A 12,174-nucleotide genomic window follows, 5' to 3' on the forward strand; every position below is an offset into this window, starting at 1 on the left:
TGCCGGAGGAGCACATGCACACCCCCGTCCGCGATGTGGTAGGCATCGGGTTCGGCCCGTCCAACCTGGCGCTCGCCGTCGCGCTCGAGGAGGAGCACGGCGGCGCGGACGCGGTGTTCTTCGAGAAGCAGCCCGCGTTCGGCTGGCACCGCGGCATGCTGATCGACGGCGCCACCATGCAGGTCCACTTCCTCAAGGACCTGGTGTCGCTGCGGAACCCCGCCAGCACGTACTCGTTCCTGGCCTACCTCCACGCCCGGGGCCGGCTGGTCGACTTCGTCAACCACAAGACGATGTACCCGACGCGGCTGGAGTTCCACGACTACCTCGAATGGGCCGCCGCCGCGTTCGAGGACCGCGTCCGCTACGGGACGGAGGTCGTCGCGCTCCGCCCGCACGACGACGAGACCCTGGAGGTCGTCGTACGGCGCGGCGACGAACTGGAGACGCACCTCACCCGCAACGTCGTCATCGGCGCGGGGCTCGAACCCGTCCTGCCGGAGGGCGTCCAGGCGGGGGAGCGGATCTGGCACACCGAGGACCTGCTCACCCGGCTCGCCGAGCGCGGGGACTGGGACCCGCGCCGCATCGTCGTGGTCGGCGCCGGGCAGAGCGCCGCCGAGGCCGTCGAGTACCTGCACCGCACCTTCACCCGCGCCGAGGTGTGCGCGGTCTTCGCGCGGTACGGGTACTCGCCCGCCGACGACAGCTCTTTCGCCAACCGCATCTTCGACCCCGAGGCCGTCGACCACTACTACGCCGCGCCCGGCGACGTGAAGCGCATGCTGTTCGAGTACTCGCGCAACACCAACTACTCCGTGGTGGACCTCGACCTCATCGACGAGCTGTACCGGCGCGCCTACGCCGAGAAGGTCGCGGGCGCCGAGCGGCTGCGCATCCTCAACGTCTCGCGCGTCCTGGACGTCGCGGACCGCGGCGCCGGCGGGGCGCGGGTCCGGGTCGCGTTCCTGCCGACCGGCGAGGTCGCGGACCTGGACGCCGACGCCGTCGTCTACGCGACCGGCTACCGCGAACGCGACCCGTTCGACCTGCTCGGCGAGGCGGGCGCGCACTGCCGCTCCGGCCCGGACGGGCGCCCGGTCGTCGAACGCGACTACCGCATCGCCGCCGAGCCCGGCCCCGAGTGGGGCGTCTACCTGCAGGGGGCGACCGAGCACAGCCACGGGATCGCCTCCTCGCTGCTGTCCATGACCGCCGTGCGCACCGGGGAGATCGTGCGGTCCATGGCGCGGCGGTCCGCGAGAGTCACCCCCGGCGTCTAGAGGAAGGGAAGCGCATGACGACCAACCCGTTCGACGACCCCGACGGCACGTTCCTCGTCCTCGCCAACGCCGAGGGCCAGCACTCCCTGTGGCCGGCGTTCGCCGACGTCCCCGCCGGCTGGACGACCGTCCACGGCCCCGACTCCCGGTCCGACTGCATCGGGTACGTCATGGACAACTGGAAGGACATCCGCCCGCGGAGCCTGGCCGCCGAGGCGCCGTGAGCCCGCCGCCGGTCACGACCGCTCGGCCCTGGCCGCCTCCTCGAAGGCGGCCATGCGGGGCAGGACGTTGCCGAGCGGCGGGATCACCTCCGGCAGTGCCGCCATCATGACGGCGGGGGGCGGCAGCCAGCCGTCCTCCCCGATGCCCTGGACGATGAGGCGCTCGGCCTCGGCGCGGTCGCCGTCCTCCACCAGGCGGGCGATGACGCCCTCGAACGCCTCCCGGCGGCGGGCGGGCGACCGGATCCCGGCGGCCATCCCCTCGGCCTCCGGCAGCCGTCCCGCCGCGGCGGTGGCCAGGGCGATGTCCCGCAGGATGGGGCCCTGCCGGTGGTGGTGCTGCGGCTCCTCGCCGAGGATGCTCTGCGCCTGCTCGGGCAGCCCCGCCCGCAGCGCGGCGGCGGCGATGCCGGCGAACGTCGCGCCGCGCACCTTGGGGTCGCGCACGCTCCGGGCGATCCGCAGCGCCTCCTCGATGAGACGGACGGCGCGGCCGGTGTCGCCCAGGGCCGCGGCCCGCTCCGCGACGGCCGCCAGGGTGTTCCAGGCGGGGAACGGCAGCCGCGAGGCCCGCATGATCTCCGTCACCCGCTCCGCCTCGTCCAGCAGCCCGAGCTGCGCGGCGGCGTGGGCGATGTGCGACAGCGCCCGCTGGTGGCGCTGCTCGTCCACATAGGTCGCGGCGAGCTGCTCGGCCTCGCGCAGCAGCCGCCGCGCGCGTTCGGCGTCGCCGAGCGTGTCGGCGAGCAGGGCCAGCTCCACGAGCCCGCGGCACCGGGGCTCGGGGTTGGTGATCGCGATGGTGCGGACGGCCGTCTCTGCGTCGTCCATCGTCCTGCCCGCCAGGTTCGCGTTGCCCGTGGCCGCCACGGCGGCGGCCAGGGAGCCGATCAGCTCGCCGCGGATCCGCATGTTGCGCACCCCGCGCGCCTCGCGGACGACCCGGCGGCGCAGGGCCCGCAGCCGCTCGGTGCTCGCCCGGCAGACCGCCAGCAGGACCTCCACCCGCAGCCGCGGGTCGGCCAGCCCGGCCGCGAGCCGCTCCGCCAGGTCCAGGTCGCCGATCTCCACGGCGGCCGCCGCGAGCTCGGTCGCCACCCCCTCGCTGGAGTCGGCGTCGAATCCGGCCAGCCGCTTCTCCCCTTCGGCCAGCAGCCGCCCCGCCGCGCCGGCGTTCCCGAAGCCGTGGGCGGCGCGTGCGACCTCGGTCAGCGCGGACAGTCCCATGGCCGGATCCGAGACGAGCGCGACCAGCCGCCGCGCCGTGTCGAGGTCGGTCACCCGGGCCGCGGTCGCCGCCAGCTCCGTCGCGACGGCGTCGCGGGAGTCGGCGTCCAGGTCGCCGAGCAGTTCCTCGGCCGCGGTCAGGAACCGCGCCACGCGGGCGTAGGCCCCGGCGCCGTAGGCGGTCTCGGCGAGTTCGGCCAGCGCGGAGATCCGCCGCCGGGGACTGTCGACGAGGGCGGCGATCCGCTCCGCCTCCCCGTGGCGGCCCTGCCGGGCCGCGGCCACGGCGGCGGCCGTGATCTCGAACTGGGTCAGGTGCCGCACCGAGCCCGCGGGAGCCAGCTGCTCGGCCGCGAGGAGGTAGGAGACGGCCTGGTCGCGTTCGCCCCGGGCCCCGACGATCCGGGCGAGCCGGGCCAGTCCCGTGGCGCGGCGGAAACCGTTCTGCACGCGGTCGACCAGCTGTTCGGCGTCGTCGATCCGGCCCGCCTTGGCCAGTTCCTCGGCGGCGTTGACGCTCGCGAACAGCTGTTTGCGGGTGCGGCTCATGCCGGCCAGCGCGCGGTGGACGACCTCCAGGCGGCCGTCCCGCGCGGCCCGCTCCGCGATCGTCCCGAGCAGGGTGTTGCGCTCGTGCACGTCGACGACGAGCACCGCCGCCCGCAGGGCCGGCCCGGTGAGGCCGAGCTCGGTGGCGGTCCGCGCCGTCTCCGACGGCAGGTCCTGCTGGGACGGGAGGCGCAGCGCCGCCTCGATGCCCGCCTCCAGCACGCCGGAGGCGCCCTGGAGCTCGGCGACATGGGTCTTGATCAAGAGGTTGACCGCTCGCGCCGCCTTGGGGGACGTCCCCTCCGCCACGGTGAGCGCGAGGGCCAGCAGGCCGCGTGCCGCGTCGAGGTCGCCCTCCGCCGCGACCGCCGGGGCCGCCTCGACCAGTGGCGCCCACTGCCGCCGCGGCTGGAGCGAGACGAGGTCGGCGGCCGTCCCCATCAGCCGGATCGCGGTGTCCGGCAGGCCGGCGTCGAGCGCGCCGACGGCGGCGCGGGCCGCGGCGAGCGCCCTGCGATGGCCTTCCAGCAGCGACATGAGCCTCTCGGCCTCGTCGAGCAGCCCCGCGTCCACGACGGAGGTGAGCAGCTCGGCGAGCGCGGCCTGGCGGGACGGCCCGCCCTTGGCCGTGACGGTGTCGATCGCGGTCGCGAGCACCGCCTGCGCGGCGGCCCGGTCGCCCCGCAGCGCGCGCGCCCGCAGGATGCCGCCGAGCGCCCGGGAGATCGCCCGGGCCCCGTTGACCGACGTCCGCGCCAGCTCCTCGGCCGCCGCGAACTCGCCCCGGTCGGCCAGGAGCCGCACGAGTTCGGCGAACGTCTCCCACCGCAGGTCGTCCGGGGTCAGGAGGCCGGCCAGGCGCTCGGCGTCCTCCTGCAGGCCCTGCTCGGCGGCGGCGCGGGCGGCGGCCACGATGATCGGCCACTGGTGCTTGCGGTCGGCGAACGACCGCGCGATGCGCTCCACCGAGTCGCACAGCCCGGCGCGGGCCGCGTCGCAGGCCATGCCCGTCATCAGCTCCCTGCGCCGGATCCGGGACGGAACGACGGAGGTGAAGAGCCGGGTGGCCTCGTCCAGCAGGGTCTCGGCGCGGGTGAAGCCGGGGCCGAGGGCCAGCGCGATCCGGGCCAGGGTGCGGGCCCTGCGCACCCCGCTCAGGATGCCCCCCGCCAGCAGTTCCGCCTCCTGGAGCCACAGCGCCGCCTCGGTCTCGGTGCCGGACCGGTTCGCCGCCTCCGCCATGGAGATCAGGATGTTGGCCTTGATCGAGGCGACGGGGATGTCGCGGGCCATCCGCTCGGCGCGCTCCAGCTCGCCGAGCTCGGTCCAGGCCACCGCGATGACCTCGGGATGGACGTGGACGGGCAGGCGTAGCTGGTCGCGCCACAGGGCCATCAGGTAGATCACCGCGCGGTCGGGGGAGTCCGCCGCGAGGAGCAGCCGGATCGAGTCGGTCAGCGTCAGCACGGCCGGCTCCACCGTGCCGGTCCGCTCCAGCAGGCGCCTCCAGCGGCCCGGCTCGTTGAGCCGCAGGAGGCGGTCCAGGTCCCCGTTGTCGGCCAGCACCTGCGGGAACCGGTCCAGAAGGTACAGGGGGGTGTCGGCGGGCCAGCCCCCGGTCCGGTAGGTCTCGGCCCAGTCGAGCACCCGCGCCCAGAAGGCGGCCATCGCCTCGGCGCCGAGGCGCTCGGTCGTGGTCTCCCGGATCAGGTCGTGGGCGAAGGAGTAGCGGTCGCGGCCGCCGTCCTCCCGCCGCTCGACCAGCCGGGCGACGGTCTGCTCGACCAGTTCCCGGACGTCGTAGAGGTCCAGGCCGGTGAGCCGGGCGATGTCCTCGTCGGCCAGCCCGCCGCCGGAGGCCGCCAGCAGCCCGAGCACCTCGCGGCTCGTCCGGTCGCGCAGGTGCTGCTGCAGGTCGCGCTCGGCGGCGTTGCGCGAGGCGCGCGAGGCCTCGTTGGCGGCGAGCGTGCGGCGCTCGCACTCGCGCAGCGGATGCCCGTCCGGGACGTCGGCGGGCACCTCGGGGAAGTGCCTGCTGGTCACCAGCACGTGGCTGCCGGGCGGAACGTACTCGGGGAGCTGCGCCGCGATGCTGCTCTCGCGGTGCCGCAGGTGGTCGTCCTCGTCGAGCCCGTCCACGATGAGCATGAGATGGCGGCCGTCGGCGGTGACCCGCTCGACCGCGCGCTGCCACAGGTCGTCCAGGTCGAACGCGGCCGGGACGACTCCGGGCGTCGGCGTCTCGCCGACCAGCGGGGCCAGCTGGTCGGCCAGTGCGGCCCGGTAGTCGGCCAGCCGCGAGCCGGCCGACCGGGACACGAAGAACGCGACCGTGATGACGTCGGGGGCGGGGTCCCCGGCGAACGCGGCGGCGAGCGTCGTCTTGCCGGCCCAGGGCTCGCCCACCAGCCACAGGTAGGGCGTGCCGCTCGTGGCGAACTCCTGGAGCCGGGCGAGCTCGGCGTCCCGGTCGGCGGGGTCGGGGCAGCGGGCCCGCAGCTTGGTGATGGTCGACCAGTACCGCGACCGGCGCAGCGGCGCGGACGGCCCCGCGCCCCCCGGGTCCAGCCGCACGCCCGCGCCGTCGAGGAGCGCGTTCAGTCGCTCCCGGCTCGGCTGGGGCTCGACGAACTCGCCGGCGATCCGCGGCCGGTGCGGCCCGGCGGCGCTGAAGACGCGGGAGGCGGTCAGCGGCCCGTCCGGTTCGGCCCAGCGCACGACGCCGACCAGCTTGCCGCCGACCAGGACGGGGCCGCCGGACAGGCCCTTGTACCGGCGGCCCGCGCGCTGCGGGGCGTCGTCGCGGTGCAGGTCGAGCAGGCCCGTCTTGACGTTGGCGCCGAGGAGGACGTCGCCGTCCACCTGGTCGACGTCGCGGACGCCGCCGAGCTCGCTCTCGCGGTCGTGGGAGGCGGGGAAACCCCAGGAGACGAACCGTGCGCGCCCGGTGCTCCAGGGGTCGACGTCCGCCAGCACCGCCGGGGCCACCGCGGGCAGCGAGCCGTCCATGACCCGCAGCAGCGCCAGGTCGACCTCGGCGCCCTCGGCGGTCCAGACCCGCTCGGCGGCGACGGAGACCGACTCGTCCGGCGTGACGAGCCGGACCGTCACCGCACCGGAGGAGGCCAGGACGTGCCGGCAGGTGAGCACCAGTCCGGCGGAGAGCCGGTAGCCGGTGCCGTAGCCCTCCTCGCCCTCCCCGACGAGCACCTCGACGGTGCGCCAGCGTGGTTCGTCAGGGATCACCGGCCGGGCTTGCGGAGCCGGTCACCCACCTCGATCGGCTTGCCGTCGACCCGGGGATCGAGCGTGACCGCCACCCGGTGCCTGGTGGTCTGTGCGAGCTTGCCCGAGGCGCCCACCTCGACCACCCAGACCTTCACCTTGCCGTTGGCGCCGCCCTCCCGGACCATGGCGACCTCGAACTCGACCTCGACCGGCCCAACGCTGAAGCGGATCTCCTCCTCGGCGCCCTCACGCTGAGCGCGCGCCAGCTCGTCGCGGATCGCTTTGACTGCCTCTGCCAAGCCGATTTCCTGCATTGCTCCCCATTACTCGTGAGTGGGGAGAGTTTAGCGCTTTGTAGCGGGACGGCTTGAATTGAAGGGAGGTCATGTCTTCGGCAGGGACGGCCTGTCCGCGAAGAACCTGGCCATGAGCTCGCTGGCATAATCCGGCCATTCGTGGCCGCCGCGCTGCCGGGTGCACAGCCCGACGACGACGGGGCCCGGGCCCGTGCCGACGCAGTCGTCCGGCCCGTCCGGCACCGGCCACGAGAGCGCGGGCAGCTTGTCCACCCATCTCCAGAACTCCATGACGACCTGGACGGGGATGAACGGGAAATGGACGTCTGCGTCCATGTTCCCGCCGCCCGTATAGGGGACGGACGGGTCCCACGTCCCATGGAAGGCCAGCACCGACACCGGTCTTCTGGGTGTGCAGCCGATCGCGAGGGCGCCCGACACCACGGCGATCCCGGCGATCCTGTCCGACCGTTCGCACGCGTACCGGTACGCCATGCCGCCGCCGTTGGAGAAACCGGTCACGAAGACGCGCCGGGGGTCGGCGACGCCCTGCCGCACCAGCGTGTCGATCAGCTTGTCGAGGAACGCGACGTCGTTGACGCCGGTCCAGCGGGCGAACCAGCAGCAGGCACCGGCGTTCCAGGTGCCGAGGAGCCCGTCGGGGTAGGCGACGGCGTAGCCGTGGCGGTCGGCGGTCGCGTCGAGCCCGCTCTGCTCGCGGACGTACTCGGAGTCGTTCAGCCCGCCATGCAGCGCGACGATGAGCGGCAGCGGCGCGCCGGCCTCGCGCTGGGGCGGGAGGTGCAGCAGGTAGGGGCGGTTCCAGTCGCCCATGGGAATGGTGTGCTTCGACGTTCCCGGGGCGTCCTTGGACGCTCCGGCGGGCAGGGGGTGGGCGATGAGCGTCGCGAGGAGTGCCACGATCATCGCCGCCCGCACGGCGATCTTCATAGCGCGATCTAACGCCCGCCGCGCCCCGCCGGGCTACGCACCGGCGCGCAGAAAAGTCCGGCGCTTTTTGGCGGCCGGCGCGCAGGGCGGCGCGGCGCCGGAGGACGACACGCCGCCGCGGATGTACGCCGGCCGGCCGCGTGGGCGTTCTGCCGGGCGCGCAGCCCGTCGTTGAACACCGTCCGCGCCCACCCGAACGCGCGGGCCGGCGCCTGGCGCCGGCCCGCGGTCGGGTAGAGGCGGTACTTGGAGGAGGTGCATGGAGGCGGTACCGCTGACGAAGCCGCAGCGGACGGGCTCAGTCCCGGGCGAGCGCGGCCAGCTCCTTGTCGATCGCGCGCCGGTGCGCCTCGGCGTCCTCCCGGGCGCGTCTGGGGCTCCAGCGGCCCGTCATCACGAAGATGAACGGCAGGAACACGATCTGGCCGCCCAGGCAGACGTACCACCAGCTCCGCCACTGGCCGGGGCCCTGCTGCGAGGCCTTGGTCACCTCGGCGCCGTGCTCCTTCAGCACCTTCAGCTGCGGCTGCGCCTTCTGCACGGCGGCGAGGCCCGGCAGGCCCACCTCCTTGGCGGCGCGAGCCTGCAGCTCCGGCGGCGCGGACCCCTCCGGGTACCTGCCGAGCTCGGCGAACAGCTGCGGATGCGCGTTCACGACGGCGAGCGCCGGCGCCGCCTGCTCGGACGCCGCCTTCACCTCGTGGCCGTGCTCCACGAGCGGCGTCACCGACGTCACCACCACCGGGACGAACGCCGCCGAGCACGCCACAACGATCCGCAGGATCCAGCCCCACACGGCGAGGCCGGTCGCGGTGGCCGCCGGATTGTGCCTCTCGACGGTCTCGGTGAAGCTCGCCATCCACGGCGCGTACGCCAGGCCGCCGAACACGCCGATCGCGACGAACAGCCAGGCGAAGGTGTAGTAGCCGGTGTCCGGGTGGACGGCCAGTCGCGCGAAGTAGGCCGTGGCCGCGACCGAGCCGATGCCGCCGGCGAGCATGAGGGGCTTGCGGACGCCGAGCCGGTCCGACAGCAGCCCGGCGACGACCAGCGCGACCGCGTTGGCCGCCCAGTACCAGTTGGCGAGCCCGTTGGTGCGCTGCTCGCTGTAGCCGAACGTCGCGGAGAAGTAGATGACGAAGTTTCCGACGGCCGCGTAGTAGAGCAGGAGGTAGACGCTGATCGCGAAGGCGGAGCCGACGACGTCCGGCCGCATCATCTGCCGCCAGTGGCCCGACGTCTGCCGGTCGGGGTCGATGCCCTTGGCGCGCGCCTCGACCAGCGCGCGGTCCCGCATGCTGACCATGATCTGGTCGCGCAGTGCCGGGGACAGCTCCCGCAGGCCGAACAGGGCGACGACGAACACCGCCAGCGCCGCGAACCCCGCGAAGCGCAGCTCGTCCTGCCAGCCGGAGGTGTCCAGGGTCGCGCTCGTCACGGTGGTGACGACGAGGCTGCCGAGGACGGGGCCCATCGTCCAGAAGCCCATCGCGGTGGCGCGGCCGAGCTGGGGCGAGAAGTCGCGGATGAGCGCCGGCGTGGCGACGAGCACGATGCCCTCGATGAAGCTGAGCACCGCGAACAGCACCAGGAAGGTGGTCTTGTCCGGCGCCTGCGGCAGCACGAGGACCAGGAGGCCGGCGACCAGCAGGCCGTACACCACGAGGTTCGCGCGGCCCCACCGGTCGGCGAGCCCCGCGAGCAGCGACGCGAACGCGCCGATCGCGTTGCCGACCACCGACAGCAGGATGAAGAAGCCGAACGACATCCCGTAGTGGGACATGATCGACGTCGCGACGGCGTACTGGATGTAGAGCAGGTAGTACAGCACGACCGTGGTGACGACGACGATGGCGAGGCAGGCGTAGCGGCGCCCCGTCTCCGGGTAGTGCGGCAGGTCGCGGCGCCACAACCGGGCGGCGAGACCCGGTGCGGCGCCGCTCCGCCCGGTGCCGGGCTCGGTGGACGAGGAAACGGACATAAAGGAACTCCTCCGGGCGCTGATCTCCCCCGAGAACCGGTCCATGAACGGCGTCGGCGTGCACGCTCGCCGTCACCGTCCGGTCAACGTAAACCCGGTAAGTCGAAATGGCAATAACTTGGACCTGGCGAAACCGACCAGTCGGTATGCCCTCGTCCACGTGCGGATACCCGCCTGACAGAGATGCGAGCCTGCCCATGTCGCATGCGCCGACGCCGCATGCATGGCATAACACCTTGCGCCATACCGACCGGACGGTACAAGACGACACGGGCGGCATCCTCGTCGTTAGAGGTGGCGCGGGAGGCCGCTGCTTGGTCGCGTGCTGCTGCCGTGGTGCGATTCGCGGGCCGTGGCGGGGACTGGACTGGTCCAGCAGGGGTGTCTGCGCCGCGTCGCCCCAGGTGGACCATCGCGGCGCTGAAGTGTGTGACATGTCGTGGAGCACGAGCGCTGGGAAGGTGGGAACCGGACCATGGCGGTGCCGGCGGGCTGCGAGGAGGGGAGTCCGCGCGTCAGCCGCATATACCGGTGGCAAGCCGGGGGCTGGACGGTGCCGGGGCGGAGCCGCGGAACCGTCCAGCCCCCGGCCTTCTCGGGCCCCGGCGGCCGTGGATGCCCGTCCGCGTGCGGGATGCGTCGCCGCCCGCGATGGATCATTGACGGCGGGGCGGTGTCGAAAATATGGTGAACCGACCGGTCGGTATGTGCGGAATTCCGCGCACCCGGCCCGTTCCTGTCGCCATCGCGGGCCTTCCCGGAGAAATGCCATGATCCTCAGCACGATGCAGGACTTTCCGCTGTCCGTCGCCGCGATCCTGCGGCACGGGGCGCGCGTCTACGGCCGCAGCGAGTGCGTGACGTGGACGGGCGGCGGCGCGCCCCGCCGCGCGACCTTCGCGCAGATCGCCGCCAACGCCGAGCGGCTCGCGTCCGCCCTGGCCCGGCTGGGCGTCCGTCCCGGCGACCGGGTGGCGACGTTCTGCTGGAACAACCAGGAGCATCTGGAGGCGTACTTCGCGGTGCCCGCCATGGGGGCGGTCCTGCACACGCTGAACATCCGGCTGTTCCCCGAGCAGCTCTCGCACATCATCAACCACGCCGACGACCAGGTCATCGTCGTCGACGACAGCCTCGTCCCGCTCCTGGCGCGCGTCGTGCACGAGCTTCCCGCCGTCGAGGCGTTCGTCGTCGTCGGGGACGGCGACGCCTCGGCCCTGGAGGCCAACGGCAACGGGGCGCCCGTCCTGCGCTACGGCGAGCTGCTCGCCGCGGAGGAGCCCGGTTACGCCTGGCCGGAGGTGGACGAGCGATCCGCCGCGTCCATGTGCTACACCAGCGGCACCACGGGCGACCCCAAAGGCGTGGTGTACTCGCACCGCTCCACGTTCCTGCACGCGATGGCCGTGCAGTCGGCGTCGCTGGTGGGCATCACCGAGGCCGACCGCGTCCTGACCATCGTGCCGATGTTCCACGTCAACGCCTGGGGCCTGCCGTACGGGGCGTTCCTGTCCGGGGCGACGCTGCACATGCCGGGGCCGTTCATGCAGCCGGAGCACCTGGCGAAGTTCATCGCCGCCGAGCGCAGTACGCTGGCCTCCGCCGTCCCGACGATCTGGAACGGGATCCTGGCGCTGGGGGAGCAGGAGGAGATCGACCTGTCGTCGCTGCGGGCGGGCACCTCCGGCGGCGCCGCCGCGCCCCGCGTCCTCCTGGAGCGCTTCGAGCGGCGGTACGGGCTGCGCATCATCCAGGGCTGGGGCATGACGGAGACGAGCCCGCTCGGGGGTATGGCGTTCCCGCCACCGGGCGTCGAGCCGGGCACCGACGAGGACATGGACTGGCGGCTGAAGTCCGGCCGCGTCGCCGCCGGCGTCGAGATGCGCATCGTGGACGACTCCGGCGCCGAGCTGCCGTGGGACGGCGAGTCCGTGGGTGAGATCGAGGTGCGCGGTCCGTGGATCACCGGCGCGTACCACCGCGACCCGGCGCCCGGGAAGTTCGACGACGGCTGGCTGCGCACCGGCGACATCGGCACCATCGACGACCGCGGCTTCTACCAGATCACCGACCGCGCGAAGGACGTCATCAAGTCGGGCGGCGAGTGGATCTCCTCGGTGGAGCTGGAGAACCACCTCATGGCCCACCCGGCCGTGGCGGAGGCCGCCGTCATCGGCATCCCCGACGCCCGGTGGGACGAGCGCCCCCTCGCCTGCGTCGTCCTGCGCCCGGACGCGTCCGCCGCTCCCGGGGAGCTGGCGGCCTTCCTCGCGGGCAAGGTCGCCCGCTGGCAGGTCCCCGAGTACTGGACGTTCCTGGAGGAGATCCCGAAGACCACGGTCGGCAAGTTCGACAAGAAGCCCCTGCGCGCCCGGCACAGGGACGCGGCGCTCAAGATCGAGCATGTGGAGCGCTGACGGGCGGCGCGGCGCCCG

The 12,174-nt window shown here is 73.6% G+C and carries 8 protein-coding genes; 3 read left to right on the forward strand and 5 right to left on the reverse strand.

Annotated elements, in window-relative coordinates; translation table 11 throughout:
* Positions 1 to 14 precede the first annotated feature (14 nt).
* Both BJ999_RS19355 and BJ999_RS19360 read left to right on the forward strand, forming a co-directional pair.
* Entirely contained in the window at positions 15 to 1,283 is a 1,269-nt protein-coding gene (locus tag BJ999_RS19355) for a lysine N(6)-hydroxylase/L-ornithine N(5)-oxygenase family protein (RefSeq protein ID WP_229810550.1), read from the forward strand.
* A gap of 14 nt (positions 1,284 to 1,297) precedes the next feature.
* A complete protein-coding gene (locus BJ999_RS19360; RefSeq protein ID WP_179834591.1) occupies positions 1,298 to 1,507 on the forward strand; it encodes an MbtH family protein in 210 nt (69 codons plus the stop codon).
* 12 nt (positions 1,508 to 1,519) lie between these two features.
* On the opposite strand, the gene BJ999_RS19365 is transcribed toward BJ999_RS19360, so the two are convergent.
* From BJ999_RS19365 to BJ999_RS19380, 5 genes are all read right to left on the reverse strand, one after another.
* Positions 1,520 to 6,529 carry a trypsin-like peptidase domain-containing protein gene (locus BJ999_RS19365; protein ID WP_179834592.1) on the reverse strand — a complete coding sequence of 1,670 codons (5,010 nt, stop codon included), beginning with the start codon at positions 6,527 to 6,529 and terminating at the stop codon, positions 1,520 to 1,522.
* The gene (locus BJ999_RS19370) at positions 6,526 to 6,825 is read right to left on the reverse strand and encodes a trypco2 family protein (protein ID WP_179834593.1); all 300 of its coding nucleotides are present in this window, start codon (positions 6,823 to 6,825) and stop codon (positions 6,526 to 6,528) included. Before BJ999_RS19370 ends, BJ999_RS19365 begins: the two co-directional genes overlap by 4 nt.
* Before the next feature lie 69 nt (positions 6,826 to 6,894).
* Entirely contained in the window at positions 6,895 to 7,758 is an 864-nt protein-coding gene (locus BJ999_RS19375; RefSeq protein ID WP_179834594.1) for a CE1 family esterase, read from the reverse strand.
* Positions 7,759 to 7,766: 8 nt separating this feature from the next.
* Positions 7,767 to 8,141: a helix-turn-helix domain-containing protein gene (locus tag BJ999_RS42160; protein ID WP_229810564.1), complete on the reverse strand. Its 375-nt coding sequence runs from the start codon at positions 8,139 to 8,141 to the stop codon at positions 7,767 to 7,769.
* Positions 8,057 to 9,739, reverse strand: a complete 1,683-nt coding sequence (locus BJ999_RS19380) for an MFS transporter (RefSeq protein ID WP_179834595.1) — start codon at positions 9,737 to 9,739, stop codon at positions 8,057 to 8,059. The genes BJ999_RS42160 and BJ999_RS19380 overlap by 85 nt, the downstream gene beginning before the upstream one ends.
* 770 nt (positions 9,740 to 10,509) lie before the next feature.
* Between BJ999_RS19380 and BJ999_RS19385 the strand changes: the two genes are divergently transcribed.
* Positions 10,510 to 12,156 carry a long-chain fatty acid--CoA ligase gene (locus BJ999_RS19385; RefSeq protein WP_218935135.1) on the forward strand — a complete coding sequence of 549 codons (1,647 nt, stop codon included), beginning with the start codon at positions 10,510 to 10,512 and terminating at the stop codon, positions 12,154 to 12,156.
* Positions 12,157 to 12,174: the final 18 nt, after the last annotated feature.

Origin of the sequence: Actinomadura citrea (assembly GCF_013409045.1) — a bacterium.
In the GTDB taxonomy this organism is placed as follows: Bacteria; Actinomycetota; Actinomycetes; order Streptosporangiales; family Streptosporangiaceae; genus Spirillospora; species Spirillospora citrea.

Excerpts from the sequence above, each read along its gene's own strand:
- BJ999_RS19355 (WP_229810550.1), top strand. The coding sequence starts at position 15 with ATGCACACCCCCGTCCGCGATGTGGTAGGCATCGGGTTCGGCCCGTCC.
- BJ999_RS19360 (WP_179834591.1), top strand. The coding sequence starts at position 1,298 with ATGACGACCAACCCGTTCGACGACCCCGACGGCACGTTCCTCGTCCTC.
- BJ999_RS19370 (WP_179834593.1), bottom strand. The coding sequence starts at position 6,825 with ATGCAGGAAATCGGCTTGGCAGAGGCAGTCAAAGCGATCCGCGACGAG.
- BJ999_RS19375 (WP_179834594.1), bottom strand. The coding sequence starts at position 7,758 with ATGAAGATCGCCGTGCGGGCGGCGATGATCGTGGCACTCCTCGCGACG.
- BJ999_RS19380 (WP_179834595.1), bottom strand. The coding sequence starts at position 9,739 with ATGTCCGTTTCCTCGTCCACCGAGCCCGGCACCGGGCGGAGCGGCGCC.
- BJ999_RS19385 (WP_218935135.1), top strand. The coding sequence starts at position 10,510 with ATGATCCTCAGCACGATGCAGGACTTTCCGCTGTCCGTCGCCGCGATC.